Source organism: Acinetobacter sp. CAU_H_S139_7, from assembly GCF_058599305.1.
Genome location: NZ_CM178651.1, coordinates 1,503,568 through 1,524,980, shown reverse-complemented (window position 1 = coordinate 1,524,980; position 21,413 = coordinate 1,503,568). Strand labels below are relative to the sequence as shown.

Here is a 21,413-nt window from a genome sequence, read left to right as displayed (position 1 = left end):
ATTCTGAGAGACTATCCATCGTATTGGTCTGCAATCACAGCAATTGCTCCTAAGATTGGCTGTACTCCTGAAACACTACGTGTTTGGTATCAAAAATATTTAGATAAACAAAATCCAGTTAAAGTACAGCAGCTTTCAGACCAAGAACGTATCAAACAACTGGAACGCGAAAATAAAGAACTGCAACGTGCTAACGAAATTCTACGTAAAGCAGCCGCTTTTTTCGCCCAGGCGGAGCTCGACCGCCCACACAAATAATGGTGGATTTTATCCATAACAATAAGGCGTTATATGGTGTTGAGGCGATTTGCAGGATTTTACCGATCGCGGCTTCGACCTATTATCGAATTTTAGATCTCTTTGATAATCCAGAACATCGAGCGAAACGAGATTTACATGACTTGCATCATGCTTAACAAATTAAACGAATTTGGAAAGAAAGTTCTGGTCGATATGGTGTGCGTAAGGTCTGGCAACAATTGAAACGTGAAGGTTATGTTATCGCACGTTGTACAGTTGCTCGATTGATGCATAGAAGCAGCAAATTTACGAGCGTCAGTCGGTACAACTGGTGATTCATACGATAATGCTTTGGCTGAAACAGTGAATGGCTTATACAAAACAGAGGTGATTGAATATTTAAAAGCAGATTGGCAAGGTTTAGCGGATGTACAACACCAATCTTTTTATTTTTCAATTGGACTTCGATCACTAAAGGCAATTGCTTAAAACGTTCAATAATTTCTAGCCGCTGTATTTGAGATAACTGATAAAACCATTCACCTCCATTACGTGCGTGAATCTCTTTTATTTTAGGATCATGAGCTGACTTGATACACATTTCTTCATGATTACCACGCACGGTATAAAACCAAGCTTCATCCAATAAGGAGATACAGACTAAATTTTCTGCGCCTCGATCTACAAGATCACCTGTACAAATAAGCACATCATTTTGAAAATCAAAATTAATATTTTGGAGTTCTTGCATCAAAAGGCTATAACAGCCATGCAACTCACCAACCACATATATATGATTCGTTTGATTTGTATTGATTGTCAAAATAGGAGAATAGCTCATTGTCTTAAATGATCCCCCCTTAATTTCAATATGATTACCGACTTAACAGCTTTCCACTCATTAACACCCGATCAAAGCTATACACATGCGCAAAAGGACTTTCTACACAACGTCCAACTAATGGCAAATTATGATCAGGTTGACCAATTCTAAGTACAACCTCTGCTGAACAAATCGGACATATCCCTTTAAACCGAGTTATACGTGTTAATTGATTACGCTCTCTATCACGATACATCTCAATATCAGCATGATCCTCATTAAGTGAAATAAACGTCATAGGTGCCTTAATGACTCGATGCTCTGGTAAATTCCATAACGGAGTGAACCAATATTTGAATGATAGGTAAGAAAATCCAATTAAACAGGCTATAAACAACAAATCAAGTGTCGTGAAGTTTTGTCCTTCACGTACTAAAACCAATGAAAATGCACAAACATATAAAGCCCACGAAATAAAACCGCCTAAAAGAACGATCAGCATCATCAAACCTCTAAAGCTTTTATTTCTAATCTCTCCTTTTTTAAATATAAATCGGTAAAACCAAGACAATTTAATTTCAGAAGGATCAACCCGCTCATAAGAAATTTCATTCTCATCAAGCTTTTGATCTTCTTCATTTTGGGTCTGAGCGTATTCTGTAATATCCAACCAATAACGGCGCTCATTTCCTTTTCCTCCAATTGTATCGTTGGTTTTTACAACAGGAATATAACCAATCTCTTTGAATTTTTTAGTATGTTTTGTGATGACACGATCAAGGAATGCACTTAATTTTTTGTCACTCATCCACTTCCCTAGATCTTTTGAATCCATCGATGCAACAGATTGCTGACCATCAAGAATGAGTTTTAGTTGATACCTGGTATACGTTATTAGCTCTTCATTTTGAGTATTTAAAGCATCAATCGATGCGCTACAGATTACTTTTAAGCAATCGTATGCTCTGTTATCTGCTAAGTCCTTCTTTAAAATATCATCTAACACAACAAAAACTTTTAATTTTAATTCAGACACTTAAACCCCCATTTTACCCGTATTTCCCCTTTATACGGTGTTAGGACAATTAGATCACAAGCATAGTGAATGAGTAAATCAACTTCCTAAAGGATTTTAATCATGACGATGTATATTGCATTAAACGAAAATAATAAATTGGTTAATATTGAGCAGGTTGAACGTGGACTCGCATGCCAATGCACTTGCTTTGAATGTGGTGAAGCTGTGATCGCTCGTAAAGGGGAAATTAAAGAACATCATTTTGCACACGCAAGCAATAAAGAAAGCTGTACGATTAACCCTGAATCTGTACTCCATAAATATGCCAAAGAAGTTATTCTTGAATCTATGGGACTTATGCTTCCTGCCCTACCTGATTCAGATAGTGAAGCTGCATGGTGGACCTTCGAAAAATTATTACCTGAATTTTCTCTCGGTTTAATTCGCCCTGACCTTATTGGTTATTTTGATGGCGAACCTATTTTAATTGAGATCGCAGTCACTCATTTTATTGATGCTGAAAAACTAAAACGCATTGAGGCATTTAAATCAAAATGTATTGAAATCGATTTATCACCACTTCTTAACAGTGATATTGCAATTCCAAGTACAGAAGCCACACAGCAAATCCTCGAGAACCTGGACAATAGAAGATGGATTTACCCATTTCCTCAAAAACAATCCACTGGGCAACAAATAACATCTACTTCCTACAAAATCACAACCACTCTACCCATAACGTCTGAACTACAGAACACCAGTCCGAATTGGCAGGACTATAAATTTAAAGTGAAAGGCATGCATCTTAATGTTCGCCATTTTGCGAGTGGTATGGTTTCAGTGAATAGCGCATATAACCCTGAAATCATTGCAATGCTCAAAGAATGGAAACGTGAAGGGATTGGCTCCTATAATCCTAAATATAAATCTTGGAACTATTGGCTACCATTTTCGGAACAGGTTTTACAAAGACTAAAAGAACTTAATGAATAAAACTACATTACCCATAAATACTTGCCTATTTCTGCCAAACGAAAAGTACCTAAACTGGGACTGATCTAGCTAAAAAGTAGATTTTAGTCCCAAATATGGGACTGACCTCACAAGATAAAAGACTAAATAATTTTGAAGTTTTTTGGATCATCTACATTGAAAGGTACTACACGTAGTTTTGCACTAGAGGGAAGCCTAAACTTAAAGTCATCCAATGGCTGCGTGAACTTGTCCTTCCGATATGGATAGACAAGTACAACATCACTGTCATGCTTGAGGTAATAGTGGCTATAAGCAAACATTTGCTGAATATCACTATCTTTCAAACCATAACGCCCAGCTCGATCACTTTGATCAATCAACTTCCACTTGGTATCCATCACAATCGGTTTTGCATTCAGACATTCAATGAAAATATCAGGCTTAAGCTTAAAAATACGACGTTCTTGATGCTGACAAATATGCTCCGTCGCATACTGTGTCTTCACAGTATATTCAGGTAAGTTACGGCGTAGATGATAAGCAACATAGTGCTCAAATAGCTTCTCCATTGGGAAGAGTAAACTCATGCCACGCCACTCCCCCTGAGTAGATACAGGCATATATTCACCTAAGATTAACTCCGTCCAAGGTTTAATCTCAGCATACAAAGCGAGTAAACGTCCTGACTGCCATTGTCTAAAATCCTGCTTAATCTTTTGGCATCGAGGGATCTCATTGGTCATAAGTCTCAGCTCTTGCGCCAATTTCCAATTACTTGCGTCTTTGCTCTTTTTACACACCACTTCTAAGGCTGTACGTATCAATCTATTTTCAGGTCGATTCACCTCATAAACATCATGCTCAATCGGAAAGATATGTTTCTTTGTAAGTGGCTGACGCATATATTTCACATGCTGTAATTGTCCACGTAAAAAATTTTGTTCCTCTTGCACACGGTTATAATCAAAACGTAAACCACGTTGTACCAAACGCTCAAACGAGGCAAGGAACTGCGTCATAATCCATTCATGCAAAGGTTGTTTAAAGCGGTTTAAATTGGCACTTCCTGCTTCTCTATATGGTAAATGTAGTGAAACACTCAGCATTTTCTGAAGCAGTTTACGTTCTTGCTGAATAATATCTTGATCATCAGTGCCATTAAGCTCCACATGTTTAGGGAGGATTTCAATCCGTGTACCACATGGGGTTTCTATCACTCCCACATATTGATCAAGCTTAAGCTTTCTTCGCCCTGCCAACTCAAATACTTTCGCACCGTGCTTTGAAAATGATGCTGAGAGCCCACATAGATGCTCAAATGCTTTCCCAGATATATAAGCATGGTCTAAAGTTGGATCAGGACAGCCTTCATAAGCAATGCTAATGAAGGCATATTCTCGGACGGTAAAATCAGGCATCACGATCCCCAATTAGTGCTTAATAATCTTAGTAAAGCTCTCTATTGAATTAAATACATCATCGACGACTTCCCATGTTTTCTGCTCCTCAAAATAGCTCTCCGATTCATGTGCTACATTTGGGAATAATACTGATTTATCTATACCATTCGATCGCAGCATGCCATTTGCATTGAGCACCATATTGATCTTAGACCAATCATCAAAGAAATACTCTTGAAGCTGAGGAATGATTTTTTGCTTAAATATTTGCGCTAAGTTAGTAAGAGATGGATCTTTCTGCAAAGTCATAAAGTTGGCATGCCCAATACAGTGATCTCGGTCTAATAACACCTCAATACGCTGATTGATGACTTCTAATAACTTTCTAATATCCAAACCCATAACCTCAACGCCAGTTAGAAACTCAGGCTTTGGTGGCATTTCGATAAAAGTAAAGCGACGGCGCAAGGCAATATCTAAACCTGTTAAAGATCTGTCAGACGAATTCATGGTACCAATAATGTAAACATTATCAGGTACAGAGAAGTCATCTTTAGAATATGGAAGTGTCACCGACAATGCATCGTCTGCGCCTTGGCGTTTTGAATCTTCAATTAGCGTAATCAATTCACCAAAGATACGGGAAATGTTACCTCGGTTAATTTCATCAATGATGAGTACATAAGGTTTTACCTTTTCAATAGACTTTGCATATTCAACTTCTGAACGTAATGAATTAGCGATAGCCCATTCATAACTTTTTTGATCAACAATAATGTCACTTTGTGTCTTCAAATAGTTACGAATATGCCTAATAGATAAAGTGATATTACTTCCTGTAGATGTAAGAGCGAATAACGTACCTGCTGAATTACTTGATACTTTAATTTCCGCACCACGTTTAGTATGAAAAATCATTTCCTCTGTTTTAGCCTGAGTAATGAGTTGATCAATCGCACTATTGATGCTTGCTTCAATCGGTGCTGATACATTATTTTGCTTAGCATCAATTTCTATTTGGGCATCTTCACAAATCTCTTTAAATACGCCTGCTTTTACATCATAGCTTAACTGCCCATTATCATCCGTTTCAGCCCGAATCCCTTCCACAAAATCTTCATAACTAAAACTTTGATGGAAAGTGACAAACTTAATTTGACATTGTTCTTTGTACTGATCAAAACGTAATTTTAGCGCCGTGCGATCTTCTTGTTCTAAAATTTCGAGAGGTTTGTTTTCAATAATGGATAAGGCATGGTTAATCGTATGGTAAGTTTTACCTGTACCCGCTGCACCAAATAAAATACGGTTTAGGGGCTGTTTTATCTGTTCTGATGGATTCATGTTAGTCTCTATTATATCAATATTGTTATAGTTTTCCGGCCAGTAACCCACAAAAGGATCTCGATCAGTTTCCATTTTGTTCAAGGACATGCTTTTGAGTTCTTCTAATTTGGAGGCCGTTAATCGAATTGTTCCTAACTCATCTATTGAAAACTCTGATTCATTTTCATTTGGAATATAGAATGTGCCATCTTGATCGAAACCAACAGCAGCCACATAGCTCACTGTACTATTTCGCCCATTGAATTTATTGTTTGTGCCGAATCTAACCGGAGGCCGCTCTGAAGGTGCAACCCACCAATCCATAGGTGTTTCATGGATATATCTTGCTAACTCTAGAAAAAGCTTTCGATGCTCAGTATTTTGTTCAATGTGATTAAAATTCGGAACATTTTTAAACTGCTTTAGAATAAATTCATCCGTTAGCTTTTCTTTTCTACTCTCTGATCGTTTTTTATAAAGGTTTTCAAGTTCAGTTAAATCCTGAGTATGGCCTGAAAAGATACAGTCTTGGACATCTTTTCTTTTTATACGGGTGATTGTTTGACGATAAGTATAAAAGTAAATTATTTTTTCAGGTTCAAATTGTTGCTCCCATTCGACTTCTAAGGTGCGTCCATCATTTAAGTTTTTCTTTACGGTACCAATGGCTTTGACTTTCATGCAGCTTACAAGACAACCGTAATTATTAAACGGCATATTATATTTTTGGCCATAAATTGCTTTTATTGCAATTCGATCCCCTGCTTGAATAGCATTTACGCGATCCAGATATTTATCTGTATAGCCATTCTGCCAAATGCCTTTTTCAATAAACTCAGGTGTTTTATCTTCACCATCCCAATCAGCACCAGCAACCCAAAAATTCATCATTTCCCCCAAACTCAAAATCTATTTCTTTACGCTTTAATAAATGATTTCACTCGGTTTTAAATTCTGCCCAGTCTTAGCAAGGCTACCCAAGCTTTACTTTCTTTTAATCAAGAATGCTCTCTCATTTTTTTGTATATACGACATAAATACACTTACAACTTCCCTATATTTTAATTTCACACCATCCACATCTACTCAAACTGACAAATAAGTATCTGCATTAAATTATCCGCTATTTTAGCGGTATTAATCATTAAAATTATTCTCTACATATACATAAAAATCATTTCCCACACGATCATATTTAAAGGCCATGGTGTTACGACTCATCCATCGCCTTAAAAGTTTTTCGTAGACATTGGCTTTTTTAGTTGAGGTCGCACTAAAAGACCAATAATGAATACCATGTTTATAAATTAGCTCCTCAACTCTCTGACTAATCGCATTAAAAACTTTCAAGGCAGGTAACTTCAAGTTGAGATCCTCATATATGGGTTCATCTCTAAATAAGGCTAATTCTGGATGTTTACGGTAATTGATCTGAACTCGGGCACGGGGTGGTCTATTTAAAGAAAAGGAAAAACTGTAATGATCAAATTTGAGTATGTAGTGTAATCCATCAATCATTAAGTCTTCTTTCAAAATCATACGATATCCTTCGTAAAATGATGATGAATATGATTAGTGTATATCCCCATCAAAATATCTTGAGTTTGTGCTGTTTGGAATGAACTGCCGAAAAAATCACGATCAGTTGAATTAAATAATTGAATAAAGTGTTTTGCAGAAGGTCTTAATTTTTTACGCTTACAATAGGCAAAATATTCACTAGCATCTTCGAATAAAATCCACCACTCCTGAGGACTACCAATTTGGTTTCCACCCATCGGATGCAATTGATCAAATAGAGCATTCAATAAATATTGAAAATTAAACTGCATACAGCCGTATTCAAACTCCGGATATTCAGCATCCAGATCTAAAGTATTTATATGCTGATGAATTGCATAAGCCTCTTTTAGTATTTTCTGAACCTTTTGATATTGTTTATAGCGAATCAAATCTTTGATAGATATTTTGGGAAGGCGCGATAAATCCATATTGTCGCTCAGATCAGCAAGTTTAACTTCGCAAGCAATCGGATTTCTTACTGTTCTTTGCACTGCCTGAAAACGACTTTCACCATCTTGTTTTGTGACGGCTAAAACTGCATGAATAATTTTTTCATTAAACCCTAGTGATCTTAAATCAGTTACCGATGTTGCTGTATCTTCCAAAATATCATGCAGAACAGCGACAATTTTGGCATCAGGATGTTGTGCATTTTGCATGACACGCAAGGGGTGATGGATGTAGGGTTGCCCTGCTTTATCTATTTGCCCCAAATGCCGTTCAGTTGCGAAGGAAATTGCTTTTTCTAAAGTAGCGATATGATATTCCCTTTATATTTAATCAAATTTTATTCAATTATATTAATCAATTACAGCAAATAAATAAAGTTCAATCATAGCTATTACGTCAATTTATGTCGTCTCATTAGGCAAATTTATTTGGGTTAAATCTAATTCTTTTACAAGCTGATCAGCTTTCAACTTCCTTGCCATTCTGCCCATATTGGTTTGTGGTTCAGCTACGGCTACATATTCATTTGCCGGAGTGATAACAAATGTTTCTAGAGATTCATTTTGAAATTTCTCCCAGTATAAAGTCATTAACCATTCTGCGGCATCTTTTACTTTAACGGTTGTTTGTGAAGCTTCTTCTTTGACGTAAAGTCTAATATTGGCGTCATCATCTTGAATGCTGACTAGACATTTCGATGTGATTTGGAAGTAGTGACAAATTTTTAGAATATTTTGATTAAAGACTGAATCCTCACAATCCCTAGGTTGTTTCACCCAAAAAAACAATTTCCCATTTTCTTTTCCATTAGCATTTGAATAATGCAGACTCAGCTGTTCAAACGCATATTTTAAACCAAATAAAGCAGCTGCAATTTCAACTTTATTAGTGAAGACTGGAAGAATATAGATTCCTGCTTTTTCATTAGAGGTATCGCCCAATATCAGTTGATTGATAAGATCTAAATCTTGAACTGTTTTTTCAGTTTGATGTACACCCATATTTTCCTCACGTTAAGCGAATTATAGTTATTTGGTTTATAAGGATTAATTTCACAACTTACTCTACGGTTTATATATTCAATTAGCAAACCTATCGAGCATCTTTGCGACATTAGTTGTCGCCCAACTATTGTTTATTGAACCTACTGCCCTTCAGTTGAAGTCATTCTGTGTTAACATTTAATGGAGAATTAAACAAATCTTTTAAACACTTTACTTCACTTATTCGCTAGATATTTATGTACTTTTCAGATCTGGATTGGATTTGACTCATACATATACATGCATTCTTCAACGAAACGTTTTTCAAGTAGGCTTTTTATGATTTATCAGTATTATCAAAAAATTAAAGACTATAACTTTTCCGAAGATCAAATCTTAGTATTTGGCTGTCATGAGTTAGGTAAGCATTACTCTGGATATGCACAAACGGCTTTACATCATTTTGGTGCAAAACTAGGTCAAGGCGAAGGAAGACAAGGCCAGTCTTATGGCATTCCAACCATTGCTAAAAATGGGGAAGTATTGGATTTAAAGCTTATTCAAAACTATATCAATAACTTTAAGCAATATGCCAAAAGCAATCCTCATCTTGAGTTCTATCTCACTGAGATTGGCTGTGGGTTTGCCAATTTCAGCGTAAATCAAATTGGCCCATTATTTAAAAACTCACCGACCAATATTTATTTTCCACTCAGCTTTGTTCCATTCTTAGAAGATTTAACGGTATTTTCTGTCGAGGATATTGAACACGTGTGGAAAGTGGATGATATACATATTGAGTTGCCTTTAAACACTGGAACAACTGTACGTTTGAAGCTAGATCACCATCAGCGCTTAAACATGCAACCAAATGTTTGGGAAAAATTCAATACCAATCAAAATATTCAATATCTCACACTCAATGAACAGCAGTTTAGTCAACTCGATCAAGCGATTGAAAAGTTTAGAAAGGAAGAGACCTTTTTATTTTCAGCACTCATTTGATCGCTAGGATTTTTTAAGCCTTATTTTCGTTTTTAGATCATCGTCATTAATGATCGGTGATCTATAAGCTAATCAAATGGGTAGATTAATTACACATAATTAAGCAGCGGCAGTCATCAGGATAATGGAATGGCTAATTGTTTTGATCGCTTATTAGAGCCTGTCAATCACACCCCTGTTGGGGGTTACAACTTTTCCATACCCTTGCCAATGTTATCCAAGCCTTACTTTCTTTGGACCAAATGCGACGACATAACTCAGTCAGATCATGAAATTGCTGGTCTGCTTCTCTTGATCCAGCATATTCCCAATGCCCTTCGTAAACCCGAGCATTGGCCAACTCTAGCATTCGATCTGCCAAAGCAATATGTTCTTCAACAAATTGTTGTTCTGTGATGCCATTATGTGCAAAATCTCGCAAACAATCTCCGGACTTTTGAAGCAACTGTTCTGTTTCCCATATCCATAGTGAAAAACAACGATCTCCACTTAAACAATCAATAAATTGTTTAAAGTTTTCTAGTTTAGTTTTAAATGCAAGATTCGCTTTTACTACTGCATGAAAAGCAGGTGGTAGTTCTTCTAAATCTTTAAAGATAAGCAATTCTTTATATACATAATCCAAATATGCTGGTTTATATGTTTTTTTTAGTGGTTGCATTATATTTTCCCCTTATTTTAATCCAATATACGACAAAAAAACGTGCCCACGAATGAGCACATTTCAATTTTTAAGCTTCTTTTTTTGCCCGTGTTTTTTTCACAGGCTTACTCGCTTCCCGTTCTGCCTGAATTTTAGCAAGCAAGGCTTCTGCACTATTTACCCCTGTAATGAGGTCTTGATGCTGTTCACGCCACTCTGCTGTCAATTCACCACTAAAGGCTTTGGCTAAAATAGATTGAGTCAGTAAATTCACTCGTTTTTGAGCTGATTGGATAGTTTCTTCAATTCTTGCAGCGTAGCCAAATAAAGTATCCACTCTTTTAACAATCTCTTTTTGCTCTTCTATAGAAGGTAAATATATTTCAAGAGCTCGAATTGAGTTTGCATTAATATTTGGTTGTGTAATGGCAGTAGTACTTAATCCCATTTGGTTTTGACCGTTTGGCGATGTTAAAGCATAGTAAATATAATCTGAAGAAACTAAATTTTGCTTAAATCTAAATCTGATTAAATAGGCACTTGGAATAGCTAAATATTCCTCTCGTACCAATGCCATAACACCAATGCTACCGGTCCTTGTGATCAGAAGATCAGAAGGCTTAACCTTAAACTGCTCAATTTTTTCAGGTGGAACAATAATCCTTGGTGTGGTAGGTGTGACTATAATTTTCCCATCAGACATATCTGTTGTTCGAATGGTAGGAATACCATTTTGCAGATCATCTGTATAATCATCTTTACTGAATCTAGGACCATAAAACGAACTATCCACTACCCGTTCAAGCTTTTCAATATTAGCTAAAGGTAAATTATTCTGCTCACGCCATTCCTCTGTCAACTTTCCACTCACCGCATCCGCCAAAACCGACTGACGGAATTTTTTAAGAATGGCAGGAATCACATCCAAACGGGCTTTAATTTGCTCGACTTGCGCAAGCATCATATCAAGCTGACGAACGATTTCTTGTTGTTCGGCTAAAGGTGCCATTGGTATTTCTAATTTCAAATAATCTTTGAATTGAAGATTTCTCAGATTATTACTACCTGATTGATAGTTTACAATTTCAGGTGTCTTATAGAAAAAACTTAAATAAAAATTTAAATACTTAGCATTTATAGAACTAATTGGACGGAATAGTCTCAAAAAATTTGTACAAACAATATCTTCAGAATCAAGATTATTAAATACCAATTCTTCAATATAAACTGTACGACCAACAGGCTGATCAGGCCCTCCTCCTGAAATTTCTACGAGGATATCACCTACCTTTAATCTCCTTGTATTTAAACTAGATATTTTTAATTTCCTTGGTACAGCTGTTTTACCTTTATCGGTTTTCCAATTTTTAAACTCTGAACCTCTTATACAGAAAGCGTCAATATAACTCTCGTCAGCAAATGAGAGATCTTTCCCCCAATCACCACCAATAATAAATTCAGATAAGCTTTCTAAACCAGTAACAGACCACTCAACAGGCAAATTATCTAAACTCATGCCTGTTCCTCAGCGTTCAAACCTAGTGCATCTGCTAATAGCTGTTTTTGTGTATTGGCTTCATCAGTTTGACCTAATGCTTTCATTAAGGCATCTAACTCAACCAAAGCCTGAGTCAGTTCAGACATTGCTTCACTTGCCAACACATGCGGTTCAGGTAAGTTCGCTGCATCCACGGCGTCATTGTCTTTTAACCATGAAATATCTAAAGAATCGCCCTTCTGCTCTTTAATCCATTCACGGCTAAACTTACGCCAACGACTATTTTCTAAAGTCTGCTCTTGGCTTTCTTCTGTAAGTGACCACTCACCCTCTGTACGAGCTGATAAACCTTTAGGGTCTGTGCCATAAACAGCTTCAAAACCTTTTAAATGACTTTCGGTAAATGGCGTACGCTTACCAAAACTTGGCATATTGGTACGCAGGTCATATACCCAAGTTTCTGAGGTGCAATTTTCATCTTGAAGCGGATTCGCTTCTGTCCCTTTAGTGAAAAATAGCACATTGGTTTTTACACCTTGCGCATAGAAAATCCCTGTTGGTAAACGCAAAATGGTATGTACATTACACTTATTCATCAGGTCCTGACGAATTGCTGTACCCTGTCCAGCTTCAAACAGCACGTTATCAGGTAAGACCACGGCGGCACGACCACCTGGTTTTAAGTTCTTATAAATATGCTGCAAGAATGCCAATTGCTTATTTGAAGTGTTAAATGGCAAATCATCACGGGTAATACTTGCTTCACCACCTTTAGACGTACCAAATGGAGGATTGGCTAAAATCACATCAGCTTTTGGCAAAGCCTGCCCTACAGGACCAAGCGAGTTACCCAGTTTAATTGCCCCCTGCTCACCACCAATATCATGCAACAAACAGTTCATTTGTGCTAAACGGCGCGTATTCGGTACAAGCTCTACACCAACAAAAGCATCTAAAGTATAGAATTGAGTTTCTTGTTCAGTCAGTGCATATAAATCATGGTGCTGTCGTATATACGCATCCGCAGCAATCAGGAAGCCTGCTGTACCACATGCAGGATCTTGAATCACTTCACTTGGTTTGGGTTGCATACAACGCACGATACTATTGATGAGTGGGCGCGGAGTAAAGTACTGACCTGCACCTGACTTGGTTTCGGTCGCATTCTTCTCAAGCAAGCCCTCATACAAATCACCTAGTCCATCCGCTTTAATGCTGAACCAGTCCAGTTTGTCAAACTCATTGATCAACTGCTGTAAATGGCGTGGTTCACGCAAGCGGGTTTGAGCATTGGCATAGATTGATGCAATCAACTCATTTTGATTTTGAGACAAGTCCAAGAGCATTTGCTTATAGAAGTTTAATAGCTCAATGCCGTTATGATCTTTAAAGTGCGTCCATTTATATTGTTCAGGATAAATCTTGGCAAGCGTAGAAAACTCGTCATCCAGCTCATCGACCATTTTGACAAAGAGCAGCATCACCAGTTCAGACACATAATCGCTATAGTTAATCCCGTCATCTTTTAATACGTCGCAAAGATTCCAGAGTTTTTGGACAATATCATTTTGTGTCATGTGCTGCACTTCATCAGAAAATGTGAAAAATATAGAAATTTTATTACAGGTGAATTGTAGCAGTTAAGAGGCCTGCCACAACCCGTCATGGATATCATCGACCAGTTTTTCAACGTCACTATCAAGCAACTTGCTCAGGCGTTTTACACCACCATCTTTGGCGAATTGATGGTGAATCATATTCTTGTCAACCACCACCTCTTTGGCAATAAACAGGGTTAAACGTGCCAACCATTGCTTTTGATCTTCCGTCCATGCACGCTGCTGTAGAATCTTGTTCAGGCCCCGCTGATAACGCTCCTCCACCGATGAGATTTCTTCACCCAATGTTGAACGGCGAATCATAGAGATGATCTGTGATGCATAAGTCTGATTGGACTCATTGCCACCTAGTGCCTGGGTTAGCTTGCTTTGGGTAAAGCCCTTGCTAGTCAACAAGTTTTCCAGTTCTCGCAACTGCTCACGAGTCAGATCTGATGGTCGTGTAACAACCGCTTTGATAGCGGCATTGTGATTCACGGCTGTTTTAACGAAGCTATCGAAATATTCCAGATAATCTTCAGGCTGTTGATGTGCCGTATCTACGACACGTTCAATCAGTTCATCTTTCTCATCCGAGATAATCGGTAAATCCAAGGTGCCGAGAGCACTACGAACCTCAGCCAAACGTGCTTCTAAAATCGCACTGTTTTGCTGTAGCCAAGTACCAAGATCATCAATACCTTTAGCACGCAGCATCTGAGGTAGCTTAAAGGACTCAACCCCGAAGTTTTCTTTGATTTTTCCAAGTGCTTCACGCAATTTGCCTTGATCAGGATGATGCTTAAACTTCTCAGCCTTACCTAAAATACGGGTCACTTTCTGAATAAATTCATCGAGAACGATATCCGCTTGCGTACGCTTGACTTCATCAATACAAGGAACATTGATTGCTTTAGCTTTCTGCATCAATTCAGGATCACTTAACTCACGAATCAACTGATCAATGCTGATATTTGGACGCACGACAATCGGTTGCATGGTATTCACCGCTTGCAAGGTCGAAAAAATATCTACGGCGTCGTATATACGGAATTCTGTTTTACCAATATCAGGACATAACCGAGTTGCACGACCGAGCATCTGTTCAAACAGCACACGTGAACGAACTTTACGCATAAACACCAGATTACAGATTTTAGGTACATCAATACCCGTGGTAAGCAAATCTACGGTGACGGCGATATTCGGAAACTTATTCTTTTTATAACTCTCTACCAGTTTGCTTGGCTGATCTGCATTGCCTGTAATTTTCACCACAGCATCATTATTCCAGTCTTTCCCATATTTCTCTTTGAAAAGCTCATTTAACAATGCTACCACCTGATCCGCATGACGATCCGTCACACAGAAAATCATGGTCTTTTCATCACCGAGTGGATTGAGGTCTTCAACCAATGCCTGACAAATAACTTTATTGAAGTTTTCATTGATCACACGACGGTTAAAGTCTGCGACATCAAAATCCATATCATCGGGTATCAGCGCCGTGGTCTTTTGTCCGGTGGCATTAGTCATCACCTGAACGCTTGTCCCTTTAGGTATTTCAATACCTGCCTGACTAAGTTTGGTGATGTAGCGAATCGGTTTATCATAGTTAACTAGATACCCTTCTTCTACAGCACGAGTAAAACTGTAGGTGAAGACAGGCTTACCAAAAATCTCTGTTGTATGTAGTGCAGGTGTTGCAGTCAAACCTATCAGGGTGGCATCAAAATAGTCGATTACACGCTTATAGGTAGACAGATACTGTGCTTCATCACGAATCGTTTCCTCACCTTCAGTCATTTCCTTATCCAGGGTATAACCACGGTGTGCTTCATCAATGATGATACAGTCATAAAAATCGATTGGCAGTGGTGCATCACTGTTAAACAGACGATGTACCAAGCTTTGCACTGTAGCAACTTGAACTTCAGGACGTTCAGTAGTATCTACACCTAAATCGGCAACAGTATAGATTTGTGCCAAGGTTTGGCCTTGCTCAATGACTTCAGCACCAAATGCATCAAATGCCTGTGTGCCTAAAGTAGAACGATCAACTAGGAACAATATATGCTTAAAACGCTGGCTTTTGATTAATCGATACATTAGGCCAGTCGCTAAACGCGTTTTACCTGTGCCTGTTGCCATAGCCAGTAAAATACGTTGCTTGTCTTTGGCAATTGCTTGCTCAACCGCTTTAATTCCTTCACGCTGATAGGAACGATCATTGAATGGCAGGATCTCGGTCTGTTCTAAATATTCATCTGCACGTTCAATATCCTGCTCAAGTTTCCACTTCAACCCTTCTGGGGAATGGAAACCTTGTAATACCTTAGAAATATTGGATGGATGTCGTACATCACGGAACCAGATTCCGCCCTCATCAGCTAAACGCTTAGACTGCTTTTGACCATTACATGCATACACAAAAGGAATGTGGTAGACCTTCTCCTCAGATGTCCACGGCGTATTCTTGTATGGCTTGTCTAAATCAGACGCAAATTGAAAGCCTTGTGAGTAACGCTCCGCCTGACGAATATACTGACTGACGGTTTTGTTCTGCTTTTTTGCCTCGACCACTGCAACAGGCATCAAGCCTTCAAAAAGTACATAATCCGCAAAACCCTCTTCACCATCCAGTAACGTCGGATATTCTGCTATTGCAAGGTTTAAACCTTTTTGCGGGCGAACGCCGTTGCTATACCTTAAAAGCTGTGTATCTGCCTGCCAACCTGCGAGCTGAAGCTGACGGTCAATGAGCTCTCGTGTTTCAGCCTCGGACAATTCAAATGAAGCATTGGCTATATCCAATTGCTCATCTTCAATAGGTGTCTCTAAAGTAGGCATGGTTGCCTGCTGTTCCAGCTCTTTTACTTTTGCTTCATAGGCAGCGAGTTGAGCCTGTAGGGTTTGTTCTTCTACTTGCTGCTGGTGCTTAAGCTGTAGATTCTCTGCTTCTAGTTCTGCCAATTTATGTTGAATATCTGAGTGAACAGTTTGCTTGTCCTGTGCCGTACGCAACTGCTGCTGTAGCTCCATCAATTCAAAACGCATGCGCCGTGCTTCAAGCGTTGGGTCGACAGGTGCTTCAAACTCAGGGAACAATTTGGTTTTTTGAGTGGTCAGAATATATAACCACTGTGCCATTCGATACGACAACCTTAGTGAAGTCAAAGCATCACTATGATCAGTTTCAGCTTCATGTGCACCTTTATTACCGTTAACACGCAAGGTATGTAAAACAGAGATAAAGTCCGCTTTTAGCTTGAGTCTATTTTCCACTAAACGAATACGGGAGAGAAAATCCGCCTGCTCAGGCACTTCAAGCTGATTTGCTTGAGCTACTTTATTTACTAGCGTTTCAGCAAATTTTCGGGTCTGTACAAGTGTATGTGCTGGTGCTGTGTAATATGCCGCTTCTGCACTGACCAATAAAGCATGCATCAAAGGATCTACATCCTTTAAGAAATCAAACTGAGACTCAGCCAAATTCATCATATTTTTGCAACTATCTGTATTTTATTATGCTTTTATAAAAAGCTACCCCTTCAACGTAGCATATCAGTTCACGTTATTTTTATTAAGAAAAATCTTTTGTACATAAGTCTAATTCAGAATGGCTTTGTTGCATAAATATTTTGCAAGATACTGATTTTCAAGGGGTTTGCGAAAATTTAAAAAATAAATATAATAAAATCATATATTTGGGTATTTTTTTACAACAAAGCCCTATAATTCTTTAACTTCAAGGCTTATGGATTGATCCTAGCGATAAAATAAACAGTTAACGCGCTAATTTCATTTAAAGGTGGTGACAATTGAACTAAGTGCATATTCCTATTTACTTGGACACAGAAAGTCAATAGAAGTTGGACACCTATTCTTGTCTAACTTGGACAGCTTCAGGATAGAATTTTAGCTTTTCCTCATAATCATTTTTTAACAAAGCTAAAGCATCCATCAACTCCTCTATTTTAGAAATGTTATTTTTAATATTTCTAATTTCTTTATCTTCGCTAGATTGATCATTATAAAACTGACTTAATAAATTCTCATATAAGTCTAATGTATCAAACTCTTTAATAAGATCAGCAATTTCTTTATTATCAGCTTCAGTGATAGCATAACCTTTGAGTATACAATTTCTTATCAAGAAACGTGATGCTTTATCGAACTTTAGTGCATACCTGTACCAATAGTCAGGATTACTCTGATCTAAAGTATTTTCTGCATTTCTAAAATCCCTTAATCCTGAGTAGAAAACATCATCATTATCTAAATTCAATTTCTTTAATGTTGAAATTAAAGACTCTGTATTTTTGAAACTACTCTGAGAATGGGACTGTTGATGTCGAAAATCCCATAACTTGAAAATAGTATCTTTTATTTCTAAAGCTGCTATACGCTTTTCTTCAGGAGAAATAGGTACGTTATATCGTTCAAATAATTCTGCTAAATAGTGAAGCATCCATTGAGATAATGTATCGGTTTTATCCTCTAACTTAAATTCTTCTACTAGTCTTTTCCCTAGTCCGATCAGATTTTCAGTAGACATACATATCTCCATTCTTTTTCATTAAATAAATTCTTTTACTGCTTGGTAAATACTCATCTAGTCTCTTTGAATCTTGTTTTGATTGATAACTACCATATTTATATCTACGATCAATATCTACAGAAATAATCATATCCATATCAAGTTTCTCAAGAAGTTCAAGAATAAATTTTCTATCTACTTTTAGCTTATAACCATTGGAGTACTCATAGTGTTCATTTTTATACTGCCCCCAAATTTTAAGATTCATAACTTTTTCATTTTCATGAAACCAATTTTTTCCTAATGAATCGGAGGATAGGTTCATTAAAGCAATAATCTCTTTAGATGGTTGGGTCATCTCATATCTTAATGAAGCGCCCCATAAATCATCATCAAAATTTGATAGATCAATTTCTGTCTCAGTAATCCATCCTTTTAATTTGAAATTATCTTCATCAATTTCAAACTGTTCATTATTAGCACTAGGTAAATGATAAGAGTAGCTTGACTCGGCACTTTGTAAACTTCTCCAAAGAGCCTCAGATGTTTTTGGATTCACTAAACTTGAGCGGATACGAATGTCTTTTGCTTGATCATAGTTATGTACTTCAGACCATACACCCCATAAACAAAGTTCTAAATCGCTGTGATAAATAGCATCATTATAATCAACGGAAGAACAACTATAAGACCAGTTCAAAGATTGTTTTCTATCTTCTTTGGGCCATTCTGTCGTTATTCGAGGAGATGGATCTCTATAATCACTTAACCAATACGGTTCGAGAGAGGATAAATCATGTCGTTTAATCCAATCATCAAACTCTCTCCATGAATATTCACTTTCAAGTAATGGACGCGTTTGAAGTAGTTTATCTGCCGTGATCATCATTGCATGGTAAGACAAATAGAAATCTAAATCTTCAACTTTAGGACTTGAACCATGATCATGACTCGTTTGCTTCCAATCATAAATTTCCATTTTATGACGTGCATCATTGGCTTTACGCTTATCTGTAAATCCAATTTCATTTTTTAATGTTTGGGTTGTTTCAAAGTATATATGTGTAGGGTGTAAACCAAACATTTCACCCAATGGATCAAGCCAGTAAGGACCAAAATCAATACCGAATGAATCAATTTCATCTTTAGCTACAGCTGCATATTTTGAAAGATCAATAGCATCTCTTTCTAATTTACTAAAAGCCGATTGATCAACGCCTTCGTAAACTTTAATTTCTTCTTCATTTAGCGTTATAAGTTTTGAATTAAATAAATTTAGAAGAATTTTTGAAGCAAGAAGTCGAATCATCAAATGTGGTCGATTTTTATCTACCAGCTGCTTAAATATGTCAACATATTCAGCCAAAAAGTTATTAGGGTTATATGACACCTTTAATAAAGCATTAAGTAACCATTGAGTAGCAGAGTATTGATAAAATTCAAATTTGTGATCATAAAAACTCCGGTAATTTTTATCACCCACAAAGTTAATTAGATTAGACAATAATTCTCTTTGCTCAAAATCACAAAGTAACTTAACGGCATGAGCTGCTTGCCATTTAACAGTATTGAAAGGAGATGCTAGGCTAGACCAAATGTAACCTGAGATAGATTCTATTATGTTCTCTGGCGGTGCTAATTCCTCACGCCATTGCCCATCAGCGATATCTGATCTCAAATCGCTTTCCAATAAGTCTAAACCATACTCTAAAACCTCACAGGATTGATTTGGTGCAATCATAGGTGTAAGTAAATGAGCAATCCTAAATAAGCTTTCACTTTCTAGAGTAATAGAGCTTTCACTCATACCCTCTAAGAGAGATTGAATATAATCAGTCTTAGGTTTTCCTGTTAAGTCACTTAAAATATGTAATTTCAGATTACTTCCATAAGTATCTATATAAAAATCAGCATGATGTGTTCTCAAAAATTGTTTTATTCTCGAATCTAAAACTGCTAAAAATGATATTCTTCTTTTAAAGCGAGATGGTATAGCTTTTAGAAGATCATCTAAATCATACATTCCATTTCTAGGATCATCGAACCACCAATTAATCAGTGGTATCGCTTGTGGAGCACTTATTCTTTTTAAAAGCTGTAAATAGAAGGCTTTTCTAATCCAATACTTCTTTTCCAATTTCTGAAAATCATTAGAAGCTGAATCAAAGTCTACACTTCGATTTGAATCAGTATAATTTTCAAAAAACATATCCCAATCAAACTTTTCTTGGTCGTAGGTTGATGAGTCAGTTGCTTCTTCTAGTTGAACATAAACTTCTGAATTACTGAGGGATAAGCAAAAATCCTGAACAGTTTGAACTGTTATATGAAATGCTTCGACCAAATCTCTAAGGCGACTAATATGTTTTTCTGATGGATGAGGTACAACAATATAAAGATAGAAGCTTTGTAAAACCTTTCTTTTGAGTTCATCACTTAAAGCTAATGATTTAATAGAGCTTACTAGATTCTCTAAGTCATATGTAGCCCCCATCGCTTTGAAAGCCAGTGGTATCAATGGTGATAAAAGTTGTTCTTTAAGTAACTTATCCACCAAATTGCCCAATATTCGATCTTCATCTCCAAATCTACGATCACGCCAACGGCTAGCAATAGCAAATGCTGAATTAGGATCTAAATCATAAATTGCATCAACTGTATAATCCCATGGAAAATGTTTATCTCTATACACATATTTATATGTCAATTCAGCACATTGACTAAAACGATAGCATAGCTGTGGTTTTCTATTATCTTGCTCCTGTCCAGCTCTTACGCCATAGCAAAGTAATGCATTCCATCGTTGTAGATTTTCTTCGCCTAGTTTACTACTTACCTTAATTGCTTTATTTAATATTGCAGTAGCTTCTTCTTGATCTAGAGGGAAAATTGATTGAGCAATAGACATATAGTCACTCACCAATGTTTCTGCATGATCATCACTAGTTTCAAGATTTTTTAAGTTTTTTTCTATATTTTGATAGCAGCACTCTTCTAATTCACATGGTTCTTGCAAAGCCAAAATAAGCGTGAAATGATTACGTGTATTGGGATAAATTTTTTCCCGAAAATGACTTTCTATCTCTAGATATGTTTCTTGGTTAAGATGATTATTTAAAATTAAAATATCAAACCAAACTTTTGCAATTTCATTTTCTAGATGATTACCATATTCCCGATATGAATATCCTTGAGCTTTCTGAGAGTCTAATTTCGCTTGTGCTATTAGTTGATCGAGTTCCTTAATGCAAATCTTCTGTGTGATTGAACGAGCATACAATTTGTACCATGGCAAAACTGCTGCAACATCTCGTTTTAGCGTGGTGATTTCTTCTGATGGGCTATAAGACG

At 37.0% G+C, this 21,413-nt stretch carries 13 protein-coding genes, 3 pseudogenes and 1 other annotated feature; of the genes and pseudogenes, 3 read left to right on the top strand and 13 right to left on the bottom strand.

Annotated features, from left to right (window positions below):
- Positions 1-6: 6 nt before the first annotated feature.
- Positions 7-675: pseudogene (locus AC4MC0_RS07455) on the top strand (IS3 family transposase); the annotation flags it as partial.
- Positions 216-332, top strand: a sequence feature (AL1L pseudoknot). (Overlaps the previous pseudogene by 117 nt.)
- Here AC4MC0_RS07455 and AC4MC0_RS07450 read toward each other — a convergent pair.
- Positions 668-1,081: pseudogene (locus tag AC4MC0_RS07450) on the bottom strand (metallophosphoesterase); the annotation flags it as partial. The pseudogenes AC4MC0_RS07455 and AC4MC0_RS07450 sit on opposite strands and share 8 nt — an antisense overlap.
- Positions 1,082-1,115: 34 nt before the next feature.
- Positions 1,116-2,099 (bottom strand): hypothetical protein, encoded by a 984-nt coding sequence (locus AC4MC0_RS07445; RefSeq protein WP_092692085.1) that lies wholly within the window; start codon positions 2,097-2,099, stop codon positions 1,116-1,118.
- A 102-nt stretch (positions 2,100-2,201) separates the two neighbouring features.
- On the opposite strand from AC4MC0_RS07445, the gene AC4MC0_RS07440 reads away from it, so the two are divergent.
- A complete protein-coding gene (locus tag AC4MC0_RS07440) occupies positions 2,202-3,074 on the top strand; it encodes a competence protein CoiA family protein (RefSeq protein ID WP_104795250.1) in 873 nt (290 codons plus the stop codon).
- Positions 3,075-3,196: 122 nt separating this feature from the next.
- Here the strand turns inward: AC4MC0_RS07440 and AC4MC0_RS07435 are convergent, their stop codons facing one another.
- The 5 genes and pseudogenes from AC4MC0_RS07435 to AC4MC0_RS07415 all read right to left on the bottom strand — a co-directional run bounded on the left by AC4MC0_RS07435 (position 3,197) and on the right by AC4MC0_RS07415 (position 8,796).
- On the bottom strand, positions 3,197-4,474 hold the full coding sequence (locus AC4MC0_RS07435; RefSeq protein WP_104795249.1) for an McrC family protein: 1,278 nt from the start codon (positions 4,472-4,474) through the stop codon (positions 3,197-3,199).
- Between the two features lie 12 nt (positions 4,475-4,486).
- Positions 4,487-6,670, bottom strand: coding sequence for an McrB family protein (locus AC4MC0_RS07430; RefSeq protein ID WP_491887436.1), 2,184 nt, complete (start codon positions 6,668-6,670; stop codon positions 4,487-4,489).
- 249 nt (positions 6,671-6,919) lie between these two features.
- Positions 6,920-7,321: a hypothetical protein gene (locus AC4MC0_RS07425; protein ID WP_262579404.1), complete on the bottom strand. Its 402-nt coding sequence runs from the start codon at positions 7,319-7,321 to the stop codon at positions 6,920-6,922.
- 371 nt (positions 7,322-7,692) lie between these two features.
- A pseudogene (locus tag AC4MC0_RS07420) lies at positions 7,693-8,103 on the bottom strand (guanosine-3',5'-bis(diphosphate) 3'-pyrophosphohydrolase); the annotation flags it as partial.
- Between the two features lie 93 nt (positions 8,104-8,196).
- Positions 8,197-8,796 (bottom strand): hypothetical protein, encoded by a 600-nt coding sequence (locus AC4MC0_RS07415; protein ID WP_262579402.1) that lies wholly within the window; start codon positions 8,794-8,796, stop codon positions 8,197-8,199.
- Between the two features lie 321 nt (positions 8,797-9,117).
- Between AC4MC0_RS07415 and AC4MC0_RS07410 the strand changes: the two genes are divergently transcribed.
- Positions 9,118-9,783: an A1S_2505 family phage non-structural protein gene (locus AC4MC0_RS07410; protein ID WP_491887435.1), complete on the top strand. Its 666-nt coding sequence runs from the start codon at positions 9,118-9,120 to the stop codon at positions 9,781-9,783.
- A 163-nt stretch (positions 9,784-9,946) separates the two neighbouring features.
- On the opposite strand, the gene AC4MC0_RS07405 is transcribed toward AC4MC0_RS07410, so the two are convergent.
- The 6 genes from AC4MC0_RS07405 to AC4MC0_RS07380 all read right to left on the bottom strand — a co-directional run bounded on the left by AC4MC0_RS07405 (position 9,947) and on the right by AC4MC0_RS07380 (position 21,342).
- Positions 9,947-10,444: a hypothetical protein gene (locus AC4MC0_RS07405; protein WP_491887434.1), complete on the bottom strand. Its 498-nt coding sequence runs from the start codon at positions 10,442-10,444 to the stop codon at positions 9,947-9,949.
- A 70-nt stretch (positions 10,445-10,514) separates the two neighbouring features.
- Positions 10,515-11,942: a restriction endonuclease subunit S gene (locus tag AC4MC0_RS07400; protein WP_491887433.1), complete on the bottom strand. Its 1,428-nt coding sequence runs from the start codon at positions 11,940-11,942 to the stop codon at positions 10,515-10,517.
- Positions 11,939-13,501: a class I SAM-dependent DNA methyltransferase gene (locus AC4MC0_RS07395; RefSeq protein WP_491887432.1), complete on the bottom strand. Its 1,563-nt coding sequence runs from the start codon at positions 13,499-13,501 to the stop codon at positions 11,939-11,941. Before AC4MC0_RS07395 ends, AC4MC0_RS07400 begins: the two co-directional genes overlap by 4 nt.
- A 63-nt stretch (positions 13,502-13,564) precedes the next feature.
- The gene (hsdR, locus tag AC4MC0_RS07390) at positions 13,565-17,023 is read right to left on the bottom strand and encodes a type I restriction-modification system endonuclease (RefSeq protein ID WP_491887431.1); all 3,459 of its coding nucleotides are present in this window, start codon (positions 17,021-17,023) and stop codon (positions 13,565-13,567) included.
- A 379-nt stretch (positions 17,024-17,402) separates the two neighbouring features.
- On the bottom strand, positions 17,403-18,080 hold the full coding sequence (locus AC4MC0_RS07385) for a hypothetical protein (protein WP_004809178.1): 678 nt from the start codon (positions 18,078-18,080) through the stop codon (positions 17,403-17,405).
- A complete protein-coding gene (locus AC4MC0_RS07380; protein WP_491887430.1) occupies positions 18,070-21,342 on the bottom strand; it encodes a hypothetical protein in 3,273 nt (1,090 codons plus the stop codon). Before AC4MC0_RS07380 ends, AC4MC0_RS07385 begins: the two co-directional genes overlap by 11 nt.
- Between the last annotated feature and the right edge of the window lie 71 nt (positions 21,343-21,413).